20 protein-coding genes, 1 tRNA gene and 2 pseudogenes are annotated in these 21,361 nt (G+C 56.4%); 15 read left to right on the forward strand and 8 right to left on the reverse strand.

The genetic code is table 11. The features are described from left to right. Positions 1-10: 10 nt before the first annotated feature. From VMY05_11360 to VMY05_11425, 14 genes are all read left to right on the forward strand, one after another. A complete protein-coding gene (locus VMY05_11360; GenBank protein HUV31671.1) occupies positions 11-322 on the forward strand; it encodes a hypothetical protein in 312 nt (103 codons plus the stop codon). 27 nt (positions 323-349) lie between these two features. Then, positions 350-775, forward strand: a complete 426-nt coding sequence (locus VMY05_11365; protein HUV31672.1) for a hypothetical protein — start codon at positions 350-352, stop codon at positions 773-775. Positions 776-793: 18 nt separating this feature from the next. Next, positions 794-1,978 (forward strand): DUF2225 domain-containing protein, encoded by a 1,185-nt coding sequence (locus tag VMY05_11370; GenBank protein ID HUV31673.1) that lies wholly within the window; start codon positions 794-796, stop codon positions 1,976-1,978. Positions 1,979-1,998: 20 nt separating this feature from the next. Then, positions 1,999-2,748: a flagellar brake protein gene (locus VMY05_11375; protein HUV31674.1), complete on the forward strand. Its 750-nt coding sequence runs from the start codon at positions 1,999-2,001 to the stop codon at positions 2,746-2,748. Between the two features lies 1 nt (position 2,749). Then, positions 2,750-3,565: a PilZ domain-containing protein gene (locus VMY05_11380; protein HUV31675.1), complete on the forward strand. Its 816-nt coding sequence runs from the start codon at positions 2,750-2,752 to the stop codon at positions 3,563-3,565. Next, positions 3,531-4,055 carry a PilZ domain-containing protein gene (locus tag VMY05_11385; protein ID HUV31676.1) on the forward strand — a complete coding sequence of 175 codons (525 nt, stop codon included), beginning with the start codon at positions 3,531-3,533 and terminating at the stop codon, positions 4,053-4,055. Before VMY05_11380 ends, VMY05_11385 begins: the two co-directional genes overlap by 35 nt. A 1-nt stretch (position 4,056) precedes the next feature. Continuing rightward, positions 4,057-4,662, forward strand: a complete 606-nt coding sequence (locus VMY05_11390; protein ID HUV31677.1) for a hypothetical protein — start codon at positions 4,057-4,059, stop codon at positions 4,660-4,662. 1 nt (position 4,663) lies between these two features. Next, positions 4,664-5,494 (forward strand): GAF domain-containing protein, encoded by an 831-nt coding sequence (locus VMY05_11395; GenBank protein HUV31678.1) that lies wholly within the window; start codon positions 4,664-4,666, stop codon positions 5,492-5,494. Beyond that, positions 5,487-5,855: a hypothetical protein gene (locus VMY05_11400; GenBank protein ID HUV31679.1), complete on the forward strand. Its 369-nt coding sequence runs from the start codon at positions 5,487-5,489 to the stop codon at positions 5,853-5,855. Before VMY05_11395 ends, VMY05_11400 begins: the two co-directional genes overlap by 8 nt. A 166-nt stretch (positions 5,856-6,021) precedes the next feature. Beyond that, positions 6,022-6,438, forward strand: a complete 417-nt coding sequence (locus tag VMY05_11405) for a response regulator (protein HUV31680.1) — start codon at positions 6,022-6,024, stop codon at positions 6,436-6,438. Positions 6,439-6,519: 81 nt separating this feature from the next. Next, on the forward strand, positions 6,520-6,927 hold the full coding sequence (locus tag VMY05_11410; GenBank protein ID HUV31681.1) for a response regulator: 408 nt from the start codon (positions 6,520-6,522) through the stop codon (positions 6,925-6,927). A gap of 12 nt (positions 6,928-6,939) precedes the next feature. Beyond that, positions 6,940-8,352, forward strand: a complete 1,413-nt coding sequence (locus VMY05_11415) for a FapA family protein (protein ID HUV31682.1) — start codon at positions 6,940-6,942, stop codon at positions 8,350-8,352. 86 nt (positions 8,353-8,438) lie between these two features. Continuing rightward, positions 8,439-8,527 (forward strand) — tRNA-Ser (locus VMY05_11420). Positions 8,528-8,641: 114 nt separating this feature from the next. After that, positions 8,642-9,739: a tyrosine-type recombinase/integrase gene (locus tag VMY05_11425; protein ID HUV31683.1), complete on the forward strand. Its 1,098-nt coding sequence runs from the start codon at positions 8,642-8,644 to the stop codon at positions 9,737-9,739. Here VMY05_11425 and VMY05_11430 read toward each other — a convergent pair. The 4 genes from VMY05_11430 to VMY05_11445 form a co-directional block, all read right to left on the reverse strand. Continuing rightward, positions 9,720-9,956, reverse strand: a complete 237-nt coding sequence (locus VMY05_11430; protein HUV31684.1) for a helix-turn-helix domain-containing protein — start codon at positions 9,954-9,956, stop codon at positions 9,720-9,722. The two genes, VMY05_11425 and VMY05_11430, sit on opposite strands and share 20 nt — an antisense overlap. Positions 9,957-10,240: 284 nt before the next feature. After that, complete coding sequence (locus VMY05_11435) at positions 10,241-10,504, reverse strand: hypothetical protein (GenBank protein ID HUV31685.1); 264 nt, start codon at positions 10,502-10,504, stop codon at positions 10,241-10,243. Next, positions 10,473-12,023 (reverse strand): hypothetical protein, encoded by a 1,551-nt coding sequence (locus tag VMY05_11440; GenBank protein HUV31686.1) that lies wholly within the window; start codon positions 12,021-12,023, stop codon positions 10,473-10,475. The genes VMY05_11435 and VMY05_11440 overlap by 32 nt, the downstream gene beginning before the upstream one ends. 252 nt (positions 12,024-12,275) lie before the next feature. Next, positions 12,276-14,039 carry a hypothetical protein gene (locus VMY05_11445; GenBank protein ID HUV31687.1) on the reverse strand — a complete coding sequence of 588 codons (1,764 nt, stop codon included), beginning with the start codon at positions 14,037-14,039 and terminating at the stop codon, positions 12,276-12,278. Between the two features lie 207 nt (positions 14,040-14,246). On the opposite strand from VMY05_11445, the gene VMY05_11450 reads away from it, so the two are divergent. Beyond that, the gene (locus VMY05_11450; protein HUV31688.1) at positions 14,247-14,600 is read left to right on the forward strand and encodes a hypothetical protein; all 354 of its coding nucleotides are present in this window, start codon (positions 14,247-14,249) and stop codon (positions 14,598-14,600) included. Between the two features lie 1,181 nt (positions 14,601-15,781). On the opposite strand, the pseudogene VMY05_11455 reads toward VMY05_11450, so the two are convergent. The 4 genes and pseudogenes from VMY05_11455 to VMY05_11470 form a co-directional block, all read right to left on the reverse strand. After that, positions 15,782-16,436, reverse strand: a pseudogene (locus VMY05_11455) (integrase core domain-containing protein). 59 nt (positions 16,437-16,495) lie between these two features. Next, positions 16,496-16,684 (reverse strand): annotated as a pseudogene (locus VMY05_11460) (helix-turn-helix domain-containing protein). A gap of 114 nt (positions 16,685-16,798) precedes the next feature. Continuing rightward, positions 16,799-17,527 carry a hypothetical protein gene (locus tag VMY05_11465; GenBank protein ID HUV31689.1) on the reverse strand — a complete coding sequence of 243 codons (729 nt, stop codon included), beginning with the start codon at positions 17,525-17,527 and terminating at the stop codon, positions 16,799-16,801. A 412-nt stretch (positions 17,528-17,939) separates the two neighbouring features. Continuing rightward, positions 17,940-21,293 (reverse strand): type ISP restriction/modification enzyme, encoded by a 3,354-nt coding sequence (locus tag VMY05_11470; GenBank protein ID HUV31690.1) that lies wholly within the window; start codon positions 21,291-21,293, stop codon positions 17,940-17,942. Positions 21,294-21,361: the final 68 nt, after the last annotated feature.

Genomic DNA, 21,361 nt, shown 5'->3' on the forward strand with positions numbered 1-21,361 from the left:
AGTGTGACAGATGGATAAGCAGTTGGATTCAGTAGAGCACGTGCCTTACCAGTCGTCCGACAGGGTCAAACCCCTGCAGGAGTCGGAGCGCGAAAAGCAGCGCAAGTTTGCCCAAGCTCTTCGAGAGAAGATGGAAGAAGAGCTGGGCAAAGGCCGGCGGAAGGGGCAGGAGGATGAACTCCTGCTGGAGGACGACGACCGTCCGGCCTCCGAGGACGACGGCCGGGAGGGCGAAGATTCCTCCCGGGCCGGGGCGGACGAACCGGAGACCGATACGCCGGGGAGTCCGGATACGGACGCTCACATTGACGTGAAAGCATAGTACGCAGAACCAGAAAGGGTCGTGAACATGGATGTTTTGAACGATCGAATCATTGACGTGGGCCTGAACGCCGTCGGATACATCGCGGCCGGGTTGCTCTGGATGCTGGTCTACTCGGCCTTTGCCGGACGCCGTAAGACTTCGCCGGCGGCCGGGCGGTTTCGGCCGGATGTCGCCGTGAAGGCGGCTCACACGTCCGGGGATACTTCGCCGCAAGACGGGAAACAAGTCGAGTTCATAAACTTTGGCCGATCACACAGTGCCGGGGCCGCAGGTCAGCGGGCGGACGGGGATTCAGTCGGGGTGAGCCCTGCCTCCGCGCGCCGCGACCGGGCCGACATCATCAGGATTGCACGGCAAATGCTGAAGGCGGGCGCGCCGCAGGACACGATCAAGCGGACGCTGCCGATATCCGATGGTGAGCTGGCGCTGCTCAATCAGGGTAGGCCGTAGAACGAATCGGAGTAAAGAATGCCCAAGGATAGCCCATTTTTGTTGTTCAAGGTCGAGTGCCCGATCTGCAAGACGATTAACGAATTCGAGATGATTCGGGTGGGGGCATACGCGGAGGACGGCCGCGACACGGATTTCTGCCCGTTACGCATCAAGTGGCGTTTTCCCCGGTACCAGGCGTATAACCCGCTGGTGTTCTTCACGGCCACCTGCAGCAACTGTTTTTATACGCGGGAGTTTACCAACAGCTTCAAGGACTGGAAGAACGACAACAACTTCCGGTTCTACCGCCTCAAGCAGGTCAAGGAAAAGCACCTGGAACAGTTGTCCACGGCCGGCTCGGTGGTCAAGATGCTGGGAGAGGCGATTGACGTTCCCCGGAATCCCAACGAGTCCGCCATCCTGAAACTGCACCTGGCCGTCTACGACGAACGGCTTGCCGACCACCACAGCAAGCTGGACCTCGGCCGCCTCTACCTGCGCATAGGCTGGGTCTTTCGTGACCTTCAGGAAGGAGACAACCCGCAACAGGTCTACCTGCGCGCTCTGTTATATGAGACGGACAACAAGTACGGGATGCTGTCGCAGACGGTGGATTCAGTTCAGGCGGAGTTAGAGTCGTTGGCCCAGCAGGTCAAATCGCACCAGGAGTCGGAGGAGGTCACGACCGAGGTCAAATCGCAGATGCTCGCGTTCGAGGACCGGTACCAGGAGCGTGTCACGGCGCTGAATACGTGCCTTGACGACACCCGCAGGCAATTGACGAGTATGGGGGAACTGATCGAGGAGTACAGTCAGGCCCTCCTGGGAGGCGGCGGTCAAACCGACGGTCGGGCTTTCGGTGCTTGTGCCTCGTTTCAGGAATTCCTCAAACAGGCCAAACGGTCGTGGCCCGGGATCGTGGCGGACGAGCGCGAGGCCATCGAAAAGGCGGTCGACAACTACAAGGCGGCGTTCGTCGGCGGGCGCGACATCCTGCCGGGGACGCAGCAAATCCAAGCCTCTTACATGATTGCCGAGCTCTCGCACCGGATCGGACGCTACGAGGAGGCAAAGGAGTATTTCACGAGCACGATCAAGGCGGGGCAGGAGTTCATCTATCGGAATCGGAATGACCAGTCACGGACGATCCTGGCGCGCAAGATCCTGGAGCTGGCCATCGAACAGGGAAGATCGAACCTGGCCGCGCTTAAAGGCGCGTAACACGGTAAGGAAGCCACAGCGTGCAGTCGATTCAGTCAAAACCCGATGAGCTGTTGAGGGTCTGGGAGAAGATCCAGATATTCGTGGGCGACGACGGTGAGCGGGGGCAGTACGAAGCCCGCGTTGAGGACTTCATCAACGGCGGCATCATCATTTCGAATCCGGTATTCGTCCAGGGTCACACGCTGCTTCGCGAGAACGTGCCTGTGATAGTCTGCTTCACGCGCGAGGACGCGGCGTACCAGTTTCATTCGCGGATCAGGCGTCGCCTGCTCAAGGGGGACGCCAGGATGCTGCTGGCGCCCGCGAGGAACATTCAGCGGGTGCAACGGCGCCGTTTTTTTCGTATTCGGACCTCGGCAGTGGTCTCGTATGCCCGGCTGGTGCCCATGCTGGACTGGGACAACTGGGAGGATTGCCTGACGTGGGAGGAGAGCCAGTGCGTTGATATCAGCGGCGGTGGGGTGCTGATACGGACAAATGAGAAGCTCGATGACAAGACGCTTCTCCTGATGCGCCTTGAGTTTTTCCGGCGGCACGATCTGCCGGAGTTGGTGGTCGGCATCTGCCGTCGCACGTTCGAAAGGGAAAGCGGGCATTTCGCCGGGCTGGAATTCGTGGTGGCCAGCCGGCTTCACGATTACATCGACAAGAAAACACTAAGTCGTCTGCCGGCCGCAATCAGGATTTTTGACAACATCGTCGTAAACAAGCTGGTGTCTGCCGTTTTCAGAGAACAGGTGGAACTTCGACAAAAGGGAGTTCTGTAGCATGGACGCGTCGACCAGGCAGGCCGCCGACGAGGATGTCGGATTCTCGGCCATCCGTATTGACATTTCCCGGCTCGTCGGTCGCGAGATCAAGTTGTTTTCCGAGCAGTTTCCCGGCAGGGAACTCCACGCCAAGGTAACATCGGCCTACAACCAGCGCATCAGTGTCGACAGCGGACAGGACCGCGGGTTGATTGAAAATTTGGTCAGCCAGCAGCAGGTGGTGGCGCAGTTCGGGTACAAGGGGCAGGAGATCTCGGTACGGGCGAGACTCATACGCACGTTCGGCGGCAAGTGCCAATTTGTGCTTGACGAGGACGTGGTGCCGCTGTCGCAGCGAAGGTATCGGCGGGTGACCCTGAAACGTCCGGTCAGGCTGGCCCCGTTTCCGATAGCCTCTCACAGCCGGCGCGGCCTGTCGAGCCTGCGCTGGATGTCGACGGACAGCCTGAACCTTTCAAGCGGCGGCATCATGATCCAGTTGCCCAGCTTTCTCGAACAGGGGGTCTACCTGTTGATGAATGTTGACTGGGACGTAGACTTCCTTCCCCCGCTGGTGCTGGGCCAGGTCAAGCACTGTCATTCCGTCGATCCCGGGCAGTTCAGAATCGGGGTCGAGTTTATTGTGAGCGAACTGGCCCGACAGCTTTTCTCACCGGCTCGCAGGGGCGCGCTGCCGGGATGTCTTTTTGGCTACACGCAGCTTCACCGGTTCAAGCTGAACCGGAAGCTGGCCGTGCTGAACCCTCAGACAGATTCTCTACTCTTGGATAGGAGACAGGATGAAGACAAACCCCAAAGCCAGATCGTCCCGTGAGGCTGACGCCGACAGGGAAGCGGTATCGGTTCAAGGGCCATTCGAACTGGAGTCTCAGAACAAACGCCGTTTCATTCGGCTCGAGATTTCCATGCCAATGTCGCTTCAAAAGATAAAAGATCCCGCCGGAGGGTTCTGGCCGGACGGAGATTGCCGCGTCATCCAGGGCCTGATCCTCAATATCTCCGGTGGCGGCGTGCTGGTGGACCTCAACGAGACGCTCAATGAGGGAGACATCGTGTCGATGCGGTTTACCTTGCAGGAGGTCGAGGCGCTGGACAACGTGCTCGGATTAGTCAAACGGGTGGACCATGAGCCGGACGCGATTCTGGCAGGCATTGAATTCATCACGCGAGACTACCTGCAGGACCTGTTCACGCGCGGTGAGATGGACCTTCTGCCCGGGAAGTACGCCGACTTCGAAGAATCCGTTCGCAACGTCCTGAACCACTACGTCCGTCGCACACGCGTGACCGGTGAGGTGGTCTGACATGAGCATTCGCGTTGTTCTGGTGCTGCTGGCGGCAGTGTCTTGCCTGAGCGGGCCCGTGCGCGGCACCCCCCAACAGATTATCGTGTACGTCGAGCCGGCACCGCTGGCCTGGGGTGAGTCTCGACTGGCCGAGAGCCTCGACCGGCATCTCACCCGGTCAGCCGAACTGCGTGTCCGGCTGGCTTCCTGCGGCGACGACCAGACCCCGCCGTTTCCCTCAGCCCGCTTCGATCCGGACAGTCTGCTTGATTGGGGGCGGGAAATCGGCGGCCGGTACCTGCTGCTGGTGGTGGTGCACAGCGAACGGCTCCAGACTGACAAGACCTTCAGCGTCCCGCTGGTGGTTCATCAGTGGGAGAGAGTGGGCGTCATCGAGGGTGAAGTCCGTTTGCTGGATCTCCAGCGGGGTCGCGTGCTGTTGGCCGAATCGTTCGATGAACGGCACCGGGCGCGGCGTCTGATACAGGGAGATCCGGATAACAGCTATGCTGATCCCGGCCTTCATGTTCCGGCGTCGGCCAAACAGGCACTGTTCGGTGAGTTGGAGAATAAGCTCGCCGAGCGGCTGGTCGGAAAGATTAAGGGGATGGTGCGGAGTCGGTAGCGTGGCAGCAGTCAGAAGGAAATCAGCCGGGCCCGGCGAGCTTGGCGACGTGTGGGGAAAGATCAAGCTGGTGGCGGAGATATCGAGCCGGCTGCGCGAAGAACCGGCGTCCCGCGAGGTGTACGTCGCCGCCCTGGAGGTTCTCAGGAAGATTGTGCCCTTTGATGCTGCGACTCTGTACGTAGTCGACCCGGACAGCGAGCGCTTAGCGGAAAAGGCGGTTGTCGGGGGAGGCGTGGAGCCGCTGGGTTTTCTGAGGCTTGGCACCGGCGGCGGTCTTTCGGGTTGGGCCGCGCGCAACAAGAAACCCGTCCTGCTCGCCGACCGGTCAAACAAGAGTGACTTCGATCCGGACAGCGACTTGGCATCGGTTATGTCGGTGCCGCTTCTGGCCGGTGATGAAGTGTGCGGCGTGCTCAACCTCGGCAGCCGCCGCGCCCGGGCGTTTGACGAAAGACACCTGGACGTGATAGCGGTGGTCGCCGACCAACTCTCGATCGGCTTCGAGCGACTTGCCCGGCAGGAGATGATGGAGGCGCGAAAGCGGGAACTGGACGAAGCCGGGCAGTGGCGCAACGAGCGGCAAGCCGCGGCGGCCGCCGAAGAGAGACTGAGGGCGGCTGTTGATCGGTCGCACTCGGTGCACCACGACGTTAACAATTCACTGGCCGTCATTGTCGGCAACGTCGAGTGCCTGCTGGTTAAGGAGAGGACCCAAGATCAGAAAACGCTGAGTCGCCTGCGGCGGATTGAGGCCGCCGCGTTACGTATCAGTGAGACGAACCGCAGGTTGCTTGAAACAGACATCCAAAGGCAGGGGAATCGTGAGTGATCAGAACGATATAAAGCAGCCAATTCCGGACATCGTTGCCGAAGTGGACGGGCTGAGCGAGGAGGTCAAGAGCCTGGCCCTTAACCTGGCCCTGTATCTCGCCAAGCTCAAGTCCAGCACCGGCTCCGAGCAGTTTGTGCGGCTCGAGCCGGATTTCATACGGCTGGTCAACGGCACTGTCCGGGTGGTCCAGGAGGTTGCCGGAATCCTGAACGCCGCCCGTAACGAGGGAAAGATGATCTATGAGATACCCTCCGGACGTCTGGCCAAGGACCGGATAGAGACCAAGCTGCACGGCATCCTGGAACAGTGCACGCGCGTGCTTGAGTCTCTGTCGCGGGCCAAGGACATGTTCGCCTGAGCGCCGGTGCGGGGCTTCTGCAGACCGGGCCGGGGAGCAGATGGCTGCAGGAAATTCACCATTGAGAATTGAGACGGCCGTGTCGATAACAGATATAGCGATAAGTCATTGCGCTATCAGCGGGTTGGTCGCGAGAAAAACACACTGAGTTGAGCAAAGGTTGCTTATGGCGTCAGATAATCTTGACAAGCTGAACCGCATGGTTCACGAAAAAGGTCAGCCCTTCAGAATCCTCATTGTCGACGACGAGCCGTGGGTACGGGATGTCTTCAGGGACTTCTGTGAACTCACGGACGCGCTCGAGGTCGATCTTGCCTCGAGCGGTTTACAGGCGGTCGACAAAGCTGCCGGCGGGTCCTATGATCTGATCACCATGGACCTGATTATGCCGGAGATGTCGGGTCTGGACGCGCTCACGGAAATCCGGCGGGTGGCGCCGCACGTTCCGATCATGGTCATCACCGGTAACGCCACTGAAAAGCTGGTAAACCGGGCCGGTGTTCTGGGGGCCTGCCGGGTGATGTACAAGCCCGTGAAGCTGGATGATTTCATTGAGGTGCTGGCCTCGACCCTGGTGCGCTGAGTTCGGCACCGGACACGCCGCGCCTTCGGTGAGGCCCAGGCCGTGAGGCGAAAACACCGGTCACTAGAGGAGCCTGCCCACATGAAAAACACCATCACCGTCCTGGTGGTCGACGATGAGATGATGATTCGGAGCCTTATCGAGCGAATCCTCTCGCGCGACGGCTATTGCGTGTTGCTGGCCGAGGATGGAAATAGGGCGCTTGACACCCTTCGAACTGAGAAGGTGGACATCGTCGTTTCCGATATGAAAATGCCCGGCATGGACGGATTCAAGTTGTTACAGGCCATCAAGAGAGAGTTTCCCCGCATAGACGTGATCATGATGACGGCCTACGGGGATACCTATACGGTGAAAGATGCGCTTCTTCTCGGGGCCGACGAATACATATCGAAGCCGTTCAAGACCTGCGAGATTTCGCTGGTCGTCGAGCGAGCGTACTGGCGAATACTGTCTAAAGCCCGGCAGGCGTTGCCGCAGGTGGAGTAAAGGAGCCTGCTCATGAGCGGCGGCGAAGTGCAGACAGTGAGGCGTAACCGGGTCAAGACCGCCGTATCCAAGGATTTCATGAGCGCCTCTATTCTGCTGCGCAAACAACAACCGGAGGAGCCAGACATCACTGTTGAGGAGATAATGGAGGAGCTTGGCAAAGCCGGTATTGTATTCGGTGTCGATCAGGACGTGATCCGGAAGACCGTAGAGGAGAAGACCTACAACGTCCCCATTCGGGTGGCCACCGGCACCAGGCCCAAACGCGGGGCCAGCGCCAGTTTCGTGTATCACTTTGACACCATGGAGAAGCACGCGCCTAAAGAAGACGAAGACGGGCGCATCGACTATCACGATATCAACTTCATTCAGAACACGGAAAAGGGCGCCCTGCTGGTCACCAAGATACCACCCACGGAAGGAACCCCGGGAACGAGCGTGCTGGGCAAGGAATACGCGGGCCCTTCCGGCCGCGAAATCCCGATCAACGGCGGTGCGAATACGAAAGTATCCGGGGACGAACTTGAACTTCGCGCTACCACCGACGGAGTCATTGTTTTCCAGCACGGGAAAGTCGCCGTCACGGATGTCCTGGCCATCGGCGGAGACGTTGATTTCAGCGTTGGCAACCTCGACTGCTGCGGCTCGGTGCGGGTGGCCGGTCACGTCAAGTCCGGCTTCGTACTGAAAATAGATGGTGATTTGGAGATCTCGGGCAATGTCGAGGATGCCACTGTTCAGGTCAAAGGCAATATCCTGGTCAAGGGCGGCTTTTTCGGCAGCGGGCGCGGCGCCATGCACGCCGACGGTGATATTACGGTCAAGTATACCGAGGGACAGAAGATTACATCGGGCGGAAACGTCTACGTCGGTGGCGAGATCATTAACTGTGAGGTGACAGCGCGCGACAGCGTGCATATCAAGGGTCGGCGCGGCAAGATTGTAGGGGGAGTGGTGCGCGCCGGCAAAGAGATCAGAGCCTCGGTCGTCGGTTCACACGCCGGCACACCCACATGTCTCCATGTCGCCTATGACGCCAAGCTGATGGCGCAGTATCAGGAAATCCAGAGTGAGATCAGCCGCCTGGAACAGGACGGCGAGCGCGTCAAGGAGGCTCTCTATAATCTCTACCGGCTTCAGCTCGATGGTGAACTTCCGCCTGACAAACAGGAAGCTCTTCAGAAGTTGCAGGTTTTCAAGCAGGAGCTGCCCGCCAATCTCGAGATGTTGCAGACGAGGAAGGCGGAGGTCGAGGCCGCTATCTCAAAACTTCAGGACGCCCGTATAATCGTAGAGGAACGTCTCTACTCCGGTGTAAAGACGTACTTTGGAATCGTCTACCGCGAGATGCTGGAGGACGTTAGGCGGTGCGAGATCACGGTCGAGGGAAACAAGATTCTCATTTCCACGCCGCAAGGGCGCTGATTCAGCCCCGGGGATCGGGCGGAATTGAGCTTGAATATCCGGGGGGCCCGCGATATATTTCCCGAACATCTGAACGCTGACGTACCGGAGAGGTGGCCGAGTGGTTGAAGGCGCACGCCTGGAAAGTGTGTATAGGTAACCCCTATCCAGGGTTCGAATCCCTGCCTCTCCGCCAGATTATTTTGGGGCTTCGTAACTTTCCTATTGACAACCTATTACAAATCCCTATCTTGTTTTTGTAGACCGTTGTGACCAAATAGTGACCAGTGAATCCGGGTTTTTTTGAGCTATGGGCTGCATCTACAAACGAGGCAAAAACTGGTACATCGACCTGTACGTCAAAGGACGACGTATCCGCAAGAAGATCGGCAGGTCGAAAGAAGTCGCCAGGCTGGCCCTGCAGGACGCCGAGGTCAAGGCGGCACGCGACGAGTTCGGCTTTGCCAGGAACGATGTCAGCATCGAGAAGTTCTTCAATCTGTTTCTCGACTACTCCCGGGCCAATCATCAACCCATGACGACCAGCCGCTATCGTGCGGTCATTGATCACTTTCGTAAGTTTCTGGAGAGCGGGCCGAACGTCACGTTCCTCTCGGAGATCACGACCGAGCTGGTTGATCGGTACAAGGTGTACCGGAAAGACGCCTGGGTGAACCCGAACGGTCAGCCGGTGGCGTCGGACGATGACGTCAACGGCCACACGCGCAAGGGTGCCCGGGCGCACACCATTAACTTCGAGATCGGCACGCTCAAGACGATCTTCAACCTGGCCATCAAGTGGGGGTACCTGAAGGACAACCCGACCAGTGCGGTGACGAAACTGAAAGTCACCGACTCCAAGCCGCCAAGGTTCCTGTCGGTTGAGGAATGTCAGCGTCTGCTTGCAGCCTGTCCGTCTGACCTGCGCCCTATCTACTTCACCTTTCTGAACACGGGGATGCGCAAGGCGGAGTTGGAGCACCTTGAGTGGGATGACATAGAGTTCACGCGCAGGAAGATCCGAATCCGGCGCAAGGAGTCATGGCAGCCCAAGACGGGGGAGCGGGAGATTCCGATGAACGACGCGCTGTACGTGTTGCTGGGGGACCTGCGTGAGAAGAATGTCGGTGGCGTCAACAGCAACTATATCTTCAGTGCCCCGGACGGCGGCAGGTTGAAGACCAAGCTGCGGGAGAAGTTGATTCAGATCGCGCGGAAGGCGGGGATAGAAGGTTTGACGCGAGTACACACCTTGCGCCACACATTTGCCAGTCATCTGGTGATGAGCGGTGTCGACCTGCCGACAGTGAAGAAGCTGATGGGGCATTCGGACATCCAGACGACGATGATCTACGCACACCTTTCACCGGACCACCTCTCGGACGCGGTCAATAAGCTCGCCTTCTGACAGGGGACAGGGTCAGGTCGTTGATGCTGATTCGCTTGGTACTTCGGCCGGCGACTGATTTTTTCTGCAGCCATTTGTCCACCTTGTCTCGCCTGAACCTGATGAGTCTGCCCAGCTTGACATGCGGAATAAACCCCTGGTGGGTCCACTGGTAGATGGTGGACTTTTCCACGCCAAGAAGCTCTGCTACTTCATCAGGTGTCAGGAGTTTATTCATGCTGTCGTCGTCATAGTCTATTCCGGCAGCCTCTCACGCTGACGCACGCCGGCAGGCACTGACCGGGACGGGGGAGAGAAACCGCCGTGGCTCGTCATTACAGTCCCTGCTGTTCCGATCGCACGGGCCATGGCTCGATCTGGCCGGGGGGATTGGCACTCATTGAATCCGGGGCTGCGTGCGATCACCGTGTGCGCCAGATTCCTGAGAAATCGATTCTGAGCGTGTTTTTCGAGTCTGCCCATACTTTATCACCTAAATCGAAAAGTCGTCGCTCTACGGGCTTAATTCTGAAATGGGCCCTCTGTAACCTGTTGTGCGACAACAGATGATTTTTCGCTGTTTTTGGGTCTCAACCCCAATAGTCGCACCGCCGCGTTACGATGCCTGGCGGGGATGATGACGTCGAATTCGACATGACCGTCGGGATGATAGTAGTCGCCGCCCCAGCGACATCCCGGCCAGCTCAGGATCGTCTTGTAGTCTTCACGGCGTTCGCAGTGCACCTTGTACTCGTTACCGAACCATTTCCAGATGTCTGCCTTCATGAAGCTCCTTTCTTGTCCTGGTTGTCATCTTGCGTGCGATCCGCTCAGCCTGGTGGCGCGTGAACCGGTGCCTTATGCCCTCATAGCCCACGGCGTCCCACAGTGCCTCGTCGAAGTCCTCGGACAGCGGTTGTTCGGTCAGGTCAAAGGGGAAGTTCACCCAGAACTGGCGCACCTTGTGGCCCTTGGGCCACGCCTTGCGCTTCAGACCCAGTACTCCTAACCGTTCCAGCCATCCCACCAGCCGCACGGGATTGCTTGAAAACGGCACCTTGAGCAGCCGCAGATGCTGCTTCCCCAGATCTATATAAGGCACGAAATTTCGTGCCCCATTTACCCTGTCTTCGTTTTGTGTAAAAACCGTGCCCCATTTGATAGTACCCTCTCTTCCTCTGTATCCTCCTCCTTTCCTGGTCAGGCAGGCCGCGTGCTTTGCCTTTGCATAGCAAAGCACGCCATGACCGCCTTTGAGCATCTTGTAATCCCCCGGCAGGTCAAGCAGGCGTGTTAGTTCATTCTTGTTCAGCCCCAACCTGCTGACTTGCAGCGTGTTACATTCAGTCTTTATTTGCAGATTGGCCACGATCCGGCTGATCTGGCGCTGAAGGCTCGCATGGTTGCCGCTGTTCATGCGGTTCGAGTTGCCGTGGTGGTTTTCGCTGATCCAGGACCAGAGGAAAGCCTCAAGATTATCGTCGTTGAGTTTCAGGCGCATCCGGCCGTGCCGGGCCAGGATCAGGAGGCAGTCATTGGTGGTCATATCCGACGGCAGGCCGTCTTTGAGCAGCCTCGCGGCGGTGCGGCTACGATCCCTTGTCACCTTGCCGCCGTGTGCCGCAGCCGGCCGGACGTCCACACGAAACCGGGTCCGGTGATCGTTGACGATGCTGAGTGTTTCTGACAGTGTCAGGTGGTAGATCGGGTCGAGTGTGACGGTGTCGACGAGCATACTGAAAGACCCGAAGGGCAGGCGGTCGGGATCCTTTCCCAGCCTGACCTCACAGACGCCGGGCTTGACCGTTATGCCCGCTAGGTCCAGTTGATCCTCGGTCCAGCGGTGCAGGTGCTCACGGGAGACTCGGTTGTCAAGAAACCAGATCATACGGAAGCCCCCGGACTCGGAACTCTGATAGAGCAGCGGTTCACCGGGCAAGGCGTCTCTGACGAGCCGCACCGTGTTCTCGGCGTCACGGCGGCTTTGGTTGCCCTTGCAGTCGATGTCGATGACGATCTGGTCGATCCGATCGGCAAAGGGGATGGATACGTTCGTCTCACCGCACAGGTGGCGGAGAATCAATGACTCCTTCCATCTCCGTCTGAACTGCGGCCAGGTGCCGTCGTGTCTCTGTTCGGCGTACGTGTCGGGTCTGCGGATGCTAAGAAACAGGTTTCTGTATATCCCGAACTCCTCTTCCGTGATGTGCAGCCGGGCGAGCCGCTCCTTGCGCGACAGCCGTCGTTCATCCCGCGTTCGGGCCGCGTTGCCGCTCCACCAAGGGCCGCTGCTGCGCTCAATCATCTCGCTGACCCATCAACAGAGATGGAACTGGCAGGCAGGCGGTGCGTGATTCAGGATCTGACTCGGCCGGGAGTCGGGTGATACCCTTGACAGTGCCAAATGTCTTGCTTACCTCTCTCATCTTCTGTGAGATAAGATAGGGGATGTGGGGGGGCGATTTCTGGGGTGGTTAGTGGGGTAATCTTTGGGGTAACTGGAAAAGTTCACCTGTCAGGTGAACCAAAGGCCTGTTGTTCAGCCGGGAAGGGGAACTTAGATGTTTAGACGATATATGGCTTGACCTTCACTTTTCTTTACAAGTGCATAGTATACTTTCTTGTCTCGGAAAAGGTCTCTCAAGCGCTGGATGTTCGATTCGGAGCCAGACACCTCTTGAATAATCCAATCCTTCCCGATCCAAGGCACCCCTTGTTCGTACTGTTCGTGCAGGATTTGGATAACCTGAGCCTCCCGTGGTGTCAGCATGTATTCCGACCCTCGTAACCATACGGCGCGGTAATCGGGGCTGTGCCTGAACACGCTTTCGTCCACAGATTCTGTGCTGTCAGCAGAAGCAGCGAGGGAACCGGTGTGTCCGCCTAGAGTCATTTGAGGGTCGGGAATATATCCAGCCGAATCGATTTGCCTCTTAGCGATATCTACAAAGGACTCGACAGCGGATTTGAACCTAATCACTTGACTTGATTTGACCTTCTTGCTGATGACCACCTCGATATCAAAATCATCGCGGAGCATCTGCTGAGCCCAATACTCATAGAGGTTCCAGAAATCGAGTTCCGGTTCCCACGAGGCATGAAAAGCATCCAGCGCCGCCTTGATCCTCTGGGTATTTGCTCGAGTGGCGATATCAACATCCGAATCGAATCTTAGACGAGGATGCTGTAGCAAGTCATCGTGCACTAAGCCCAGATCTCCCAGCGACTGTCGCGCCTTATGATAGCAGCCGAGCCTGAGTTCCCTTTCGAAACATCCGGCTAGGGACATCAGATCTTGCAGGCCCCCGATCGAGTTGGCAGGAAAGCAGCGCAATTCCCAGTTGTCGTAATCGGGTTTCTGTATTCTGTTTCGACAGCAATAGTGAGCATATTCGATGCGCAGAAGCCTATCGATGTCCTGAGATGATAGGGTACTGTGAAGCGCTCGTGTGAAATCCGACCGAAGGCGTTCGGGATCTCTAAATGACAGCCCCTCGACCAGCGTGCGGATGATCTCAATCCGCGCATCCATCAACCTAGCCCGTTCCTCTAGAGAGGTCAGACGGCAGTATTTCTGTAATCTGCGATAGAACCTAGGTACCGGCGAATCCTCATATTCCACTGACTTTAACTCGACATCGTCTCTGCCGTATACCCTGAAATCTGCTCCAATCACAAAGCCGGGACCATACCGCACCGCCCTTACACCCGCGGGAGGTGTCACCATGCGCGCCTCGATAATCCTGGCAGGCCAGAAGTAGGTGTGCCAGAGGTCACCGGTCTCGGTTCTTTCGTTCCTGACGATAAATGTGTGCTTGGTCGGCAGAAGCACGTTTAGGAAGTCCTCGAGCCAAGCAGATCTTTCGAAGCTTGTCTGGGGGTGGCCAGTCCTTATGAGGTGAATCCTGTTAGCCAGCTGATGATCGTAAAACGCCTCAATAATATGCTGTAGTTCGTTCAGAGAATAAAGGGGACAAGCATAATCAGACAATGTGTCAAGCGCCAACACGCGGCCCAATTGTTTGACCGTGTCACCCTCCCACAAGGTGTCAATAATCCGCCGACGGTCATCATCTAGTATCGCAGAACCAATGGCGTTCGACAGCCTTGAAGCTTGGGTGTCTATAATCTGCAGACCTGACTCCGCCGGCAGCAGCTTGATGTTCGTTGAGTAGACTAGGTTCTCAAGCACTCTTTGTACCTTGGATTCATCTACTAGGAACTTCCCCCTGATAGACTTGGCGCGTTCCTCAATAAGCTGCTGGAATGCTGTGGCTCGAGGATTATCTCTAGGTTGACCGGAGTCAACAGAACCGCTCATGGGACTACTGGTCCTCCCCGCTGCCAATAAGATATAAGAAACCGCTCTCGCGGCCACAGTTATTAACGGTGGCCTTGTCTTCAGGTATAGGCGTCGTGGGTATGGACGTCGAGCCCTCTTCGGCGCTTCAGACGGTTGACGACATACTGCACAGATGTGTATATTAACTCAAGCAGGGGCGGGGGCACTCAGAGTCAGTGATGATTCGTGGCAGAACGAACAACCAGGTCAAGGCCGGAACGTAAGAGCACTACCGACAGGCAGGGCGTTGGCACCGAACGAGTTGAGGAAGACGTCCTTGTCGTTCCACCTAGCTTCTTGCTACAGGAGCAGGTATGCTCGCTCAGCGGCGGGCCGTTCCTGAAGAAGCTGCAAGCCTTCCTGGAAGCGTACTATGACGGCAGGGCGGTTCTGGGGCGTGTGAGGGGAGCCGATTCGATCGAATGGGACGATACCGGGATCAGTCGAAGTCCACACGGCCACTTCATGGATTACCCGCCGATAGTCAGAGAGCACCCTTTCACCGTGTTCAAGGAAACCCGGCCCGTCAAGCGGCAGTGAAGGCGGGGATGGGTCATTTGGGGTCATTACCCATGCAACCCTTTCCGCCGAGTAGCCGAGCCGCCTAAACTGCTGTGCAGATAGCTCTTGCAGCGTTTCCGATGACAGCCCGGCGGTCTCTTTAGATCTCACGGCGTGACCTCACCGCGACTATTGCCGCTTTTGGTCATGACCATAATCCGACACTACGCACTCAGCCGCATGGCCGCAACGACACAACGGGCCCAGCGACAGGCACTTAGGCGACTGTGCGAAGGTCCCCGATTGTGCAGATTCGCGTAGTATGACATGGTGAAAACTGCCACGTTTGACGACACTTTCCGGCAACTTTGCTGGCCCTATCTGTGCACTATTGTGCAATGCACAATGACGCCACGTGTTTGTGCCGCAAGCGATACCGGGGTTTAGTACCATTGCACCCTCGCGGACCGCAAGTGATCCGGCGCCGAATGGCCTAGTGTTATAGCAACCCTGGCGCTCGAATGACGCGGTGTCATTGCGGCTGTGAAGGGCGCAAGCGCCGATGTGACAAGGTCTTTACTGTGATTCCGTACAGGTCAAGACGGGTCATTTCGTCTCATTGATTCCATATCATTTCATGTCATTGCCGGGCTGATTCTCAGCCCGCTCTCTCCGGTACGGTAAAGTTGGTTGGGATAAACAGCCGGACTTGTTTTGTCCGGTTTATGGAAGCTACTATTACACAAGGGCTTAACCCCTAAACTTGGGGTTCTCCGTGTTTGCTGCTGTTCGCATTTAGGCCCGCCGTAATCCCTTGTACCACAAGGTGGTCCATTCCCAAACGTGGACTTGAGCCGTTTTACCCCTATCAATACACCTATTTTCAAACTCGTCGCTTAGAAGGGCTTATTCGAGCCGTTTTGTACGCGCGATTTTCAGGCGTTTTCTCAATGGATTTTGAGTGAGGGTATCCCCCACCCCTTAGACGGCGACATTGCCTCAGAATCCCCGGACAAACCGACTAAGAGGGGCCTTCCTGTGGACGTCAGGCGTGTGGCACGGCTCGCCGTCGCATAGAAGCTCGGGGACACTGCGTCTTTCGAGGCGTCCAGCTGGACAGAAAAAGACCCGACGCCACGCAAGCGCCGGGCCGCTACATGAAGTTGGAGTCACACAGGGAATTGTGATATTGCATATTCCGTGAGACAGTTGTGGGCTAATTATAACATACTTCGAAGCGCCTCGTAAGGGGTTTTTCCATCAAAGGCGCCGTGGGGTCGATCATAATTGTAAAATCGTTCCCATTCCGCCAGTTTCTTGTTCAAGTCGACATCGTCAGTGTAAGTCAATAGCTGATAGAACTCTTCACCATCGGATCGGTGGGATCTCTCGACTTTACCGTTAAGTTGGGGCGAACGTGGCTTGATATATACATGACGCATTCCTTTATCTTCAACGTGCCAATGGAACAGAGCCTGGAACTCGTGGCCCCGATCAGTACGGACCGTATGGATGCGAAAGGGAAACTTCTCGATTACATAGTCAACGAAATGTATGGCATTCTTCTGAGTATGACGCCGGTATATCTTCAACGCCCGTACCCGAGTAGCATCGTCGATAGCGGTGTACTGGAAGCGTCGGATCTTCTTGCCATCAGGCGCTGTCAGGGAGAGAATCTTCACGTCCACTTGGATATGATGCCCGGGGACCTGCTTCGCATAGCGACGGGTGTGCAGGGCACGGCAACCGACCCGATTGGGGAATCGGCTCAGCCCATGACGCACGAGAATCCGGTAAACGCTGGAGAAGGCGATCCGCATTCCGTGATACCTTTCCATTTACCAGACGATTCGCTGTGGCCCGAGGTGGTACTTTGTACGCAGTTCCAGCACTTCATCTACGGTTTCCTGCCCGATCGCCCTTGGGTGCTTCTTAGCTATCGGTTGCTTCCGCACCAAGCCTGCTTCGCCTTCGGCGTCGTAGGCCTTCTTCCAGTGATAATAGGATGCTCGCGGCATCGCAAACGCACGGCAGGCTTTGGCAACGTTTCCCCACCCCTCCGCATACTTGAAAACAGCCAGCCTCCGCTGCAAATCCAAATAATCTCGTGCCTCTTTGCTCATAAGCAAAACCTCCTCAAATCACTCTTAGTCTACGTAAGGAGTGTCTCATGAGGTATGGTATACCTACATAGTAGGTGAGCGAGTAAGGTTATACATGGGCAATCGGCAACTGAATTACTCCAACCGCCACTTGTCCATTTTCATCTCGGCTGTGAATTCTCTGACAAAACTGAAATCCTCATCCGATGGCATTTCGCCACGAACGGGGTGCATTACGGCATTGCGAATTCGATTAAGTCTGTTGAAGCTCCTCTTTAGACCGGGCTTATCTCTTGCGATGTTGCTCGGCAAGACCAGTGAGAACGTGCTCCGTTGCTTTTCGAGAATTTGGAGTAGATGAATCAGATTAGTATAGCAGTATGGGTCATCTGCCGGTTCGTCATCCTCTTCGAGGCGTACGACACATTCTTTTCGTACCTTGACTGGTACACCGGAGCGCCACCAGTTATCTTCGCCGAAATCTTTTACGAGCACTCGCTTGATTGCTCGGTGTAGGAACACTTCAAATTCGCGAATCAGGGCATACATGTCGCCAAGGTACTCATGACGAGACCTGAGGTAGAATTCAATCTCCTCTTTGCTGATCTGGAGACCATTTTTCTCAAGGTGCTGACTGATCCGGTATGGAACCGTAATTCCGCTTGTCGAAATAAAATCTTCTATGGCATCTCGGATCGGCGCATCGATGGAAAAGACAATGTCCGAATGGCTAATGGTGCCATCCCCTATCTTTGTGTATAGATAGCCTTTTACCGAGGCAACAGTGATTCCCATCTCAGCTGCTATTCTGCTCGGAGAGTTACCTTTTCTGAGTAAGTCAGCTGCTTGGTCCGCTCGGGCCATGATTACCCACCTCTAATACAGTTTGTTCTCATCCGAGACTTTTGGCTTTGTCGAGTCTTCGGGCTACAAGATCAGCTACAGCCTCGTAGACAGCGTCTCGCCGTACAGAATCCGGCAACCCCGCAAATCCTGGATCGTCCTCGAAGAGGATAATATTGGCCCCCCTGAGAAAAGGTGAAACGTTGCCAAGCGTTTTCGATGGCCACTCTATCGGACAATTTGTCACTCCATCCACAATAGTCTGCTATGTCGTATAGCGGCGCTATGCAGAAGACTATCCATGCCAATACCCTTTGGGTCTTAAACCTCACTCAAAAACTCCTACAAAAGCTAGTGGAAGTGAATTTCAACCTATCAAAACCGTCTAACCGGCTTTCAATCGATCACAAGAAGATCAGCCCTGCTAAACTCTTCAATGGAATGCACCTGGCCAGCCACCATGCTTTTGAATCACGTCATCGATTTCGGCCATAAGGCCAATAGTCTCGCTTATCGCGACAACGATGCGGTGGTAATGCGTAATGTCGTCGGAGGAGAGCGTCCGGCCCTTGCGGTCCTTGAGCCATTTCTGGCAGACCTGGTAGCCGCCGATGCAGAAGGCCCAGACGTTCTCCTGGACGCCGCGGAAGCCTTCGCTCTGGGCCTTGTCGGTCCAGACGGTCTCGTCGGAGTACGTGATCTTCTCGACCTCGGGGTTCTTGCTGCCGATCCACTTGGTGATGTGCTTGTCAAGTTTCGGCGATTCCATCAGGTGCAGCGCGACGAGTTCGCCGCCCAGTTTCGCCAGGGCGCGGAAGAGGTTGAGGCTGGATGTGAGCGGAAGGCGCGGGAAGTCGCGGCTCAAGAATTCACGATAGCGAAGCCTGTAACTGGGGGAGTGCAGGACAGCAACAAGGTAGCTAAAGACATCTTCCGGTCCAAATGTCGCTTTGAGGTCTCCTCTGCCGAATGGGACGAACGCAAGCTGTACAGACGCAGAAATACTTCTTAGAAAATCTGGAGCTATGTTGCTTTCTAGCGCCAGTTCCGATGTGCGGTTTCGTGATCTGGCGAAAAGGGGCCCGTCAAGATCGGAGGACGACTGATACAGGGGGAAGATAAAACCGTTGTTCGAAGTCTTCGCCGAAAGACAAATCACCTCAGACATATGCCGACATACAAGAACGTGATGGAAGCTCTCTCCCTTTGTCATCCGCGTCGTCACAAGACCGAGGTTCTGCCCGGACAGCATCAGTCGTGTCACATCGGCAACGGGCCATCCCACGAACCCTCTTGATCGGCCAGTGAAGTACGTGAAACGGACATCAAAGGGCCGATAGAGAATCCTGATCACACGATCTCGGGTTATCCCGCAACTCCGTAGATCATCCTGTGCCCACTCAACCTTCCAGTCTCGCACATCCTCCGGTAGATTATACTTCTTGCGAGCAGTTTCAGGTGGGATCCTGCTGAAGTCAGAGACTGTCCGATAGACATCCTCCGCTGTCCATCCGATCGTCAGTGCGTCCCGCTTCGTGATGATCCCACAATGCTGCACCGCGAAAACATCTGTAACACGCCAGCCAGCTTCATATTCCGCCTGATTAGTCACATCGACGGGGACGAAGAGATAGAAGGACGAACATGGCTGTAGCACCTCCCAGTCTGATTGAGAAATTGTCCCGCGACTAAGAAATGCATATTTGCGCGTTCTCGCGCCAAACAAGTCGGCATGTCTCACCACGCCAGCGCCGGGGCTGACGGCGCGGGAGAAGATACCGATAGCGACACCTTGTTGGATGTCGAAGACGTTCTCGTCTCCGCCGCCTTGCGCGCCCGTTTCGCCGCGCTTGGTGCTGCCGTGTAGGTCTAGGAGATATAGGTTGCCATACGCAAGACCCAACTGCTGTCTCATTCCCCGCAGAGTTGGGTTATCGAGATACCCGTTGTTCGTGATATAGCCGTGAAGTCCCAGCCCCGACCGAACTATGAGATGCTGACTCAACCGCATGAACTTGATGTAGTCGTCCTGAAGCCAGACCGTCTTTTCTCCCATAGGAGCACCATCAAGACAGTAGTAATCCGAGGTGTCAGCGGCGCCATCACCACGCCCATGCAGAAGCGCATCGATCCACTCATTGAAGTTCGTTGACAGTTTCGAGTAGGGAGGATTGCCCACGATCACGGTGAATCGCTTGTTCCGCTTCACTCCACTCACGGCCTGAGCCTCGTGGGCCAGCGCGGGAAAGATGCCCTCCAGCACGCCCTGTCTGTTGTCCCCGGCCGGCTCAAGCGAGTTGGTCAGGTAGATGTGAGCGCGGTCGGTGTACATGAACTGGAAGTCGGGCTGGCCGAGCCGGGCGTTGATCTCCTGGAGCTTCAGCGCCAGCTTCATGTGGGCAATGGTGTATGGGGCCATCATCAGTTCGTAGCCGTAGAGACGCGGGAGCAGGTTCTTGGGCACGTACTCGTTCCAGAGCTTAGAAATCTCGGCGGGCTTCCTTCCAAGATCTGTCCACTTCGTTTTCAGTTGCGTGAAGATAACTTCTATCACCTCCACAAGGAAGGTCGCCGTTCCGGTGGCTGGGTCGAGGATCAAGACGAAGGGATCGCCGGGCTTCGCACCCTCGGGGATCTTGAGGTCCTTGTTTCGCTTCACCATCTCGCCCCACGTGGTCGTGTCAGCGAGTCCGTCTTCGAGGCCAAATTCAGTCTGCAGGAGTTCATGAACGCTGCGGACGATGTAGGAAACGACGGGCTGCGGAGTGAAGAATACGCCGCGCTGCACCTTCTTCTTCTTGTCGTAAGCCTTCAGGAAATGCTCGTAGAAGTGAATGACAGGATCCTCGTTACGCGTCCGGTTCCCGAAGTCGGATTTCACAGCTTCGGCATTAGCTTGGTTCAGGAGGTCAACTACATCCTGAATACCGAGTTCGTCGAAATCGAAGGCGCCCTTCTTGCGCCCTGCAACGGCGAGCAATTCCCCCAGTAGCTCCCGCAGGAAAGGATTGGTCGGGGGAATCATTTCCACCAGGCTCTTGATGGAGATGCCGCCCTTGCTGGAGAATCGGGCAGCAAGCAGACCATAGGAGATGGTCTGGGCGATCACGTCTGCGAAGTCGTGCTCGCTAAGGTCATGGATGAGGGCAGTCTTGAACGCGGCATAGAGCCGGCGCATGGGGCCTCGCTCGGACTCTCGGGAAAGAATGGCGTCGACCCGTTTGCGGATAGAGGTTGCCAGTTTCGCAAGCTCCTCAACGAGTGCCTGGGTAGTGCTGATGACCTCCTGGTGCCGGAGTGTGAAAACGCTGGACCACTGGTCGCGCCAGTCGGCTAGATCGTCAGGGTTGTCCGGCCAGCGGAGTTTCTCGGTCAGGGTTCGGTGGGCGTCCGCCAGGTGCAAGACCGTGTCCCCGCCGTCCCATCCGAGAACCTTAAGTACGGGTAGATCGCCACCGTTTCCGGCATCCTGTGCAAAGTGAGCGAACGTGATAGCCCTATCATTGTCCTCGCCATAGGCAGAAATGAAGAGCAAGTCGCTGGCGTGCCAGGTGCGCTGGCTGGCTTTCTTGGCGGAGGCGCGCTTCTTGATGACCAGATGTCCGAGAATGCGGCGGAGTATTACTACGGGGAGGCGCTTCTTTTCGAAATTGATCCAAAAAATACCCCACGGTTGGTTCGCTTCCATTGGTCGGAGTTGCTTGATTTCCTTTATCCCAACTGCCTGGCCTGGCGCAATGCCAAGTTCATCCGGAGAGTAATCGAAGGTGAGGTCTTCCTCGACCATACTTTGCTCCATTGGCCACCCCAGCTCATCCCGCAAGTACGCAATAAGTGATGGCAAAGTCCTGATTC

It is taken from the genome of Acidobacteriota bacterium (genome assembly GCA_035529075.1).
Taxonomy (GTDB): domain Bacteria; phylum Zixibacteria; class MSB-5A5; order GN15; family FEB-12; genus DATKXK01.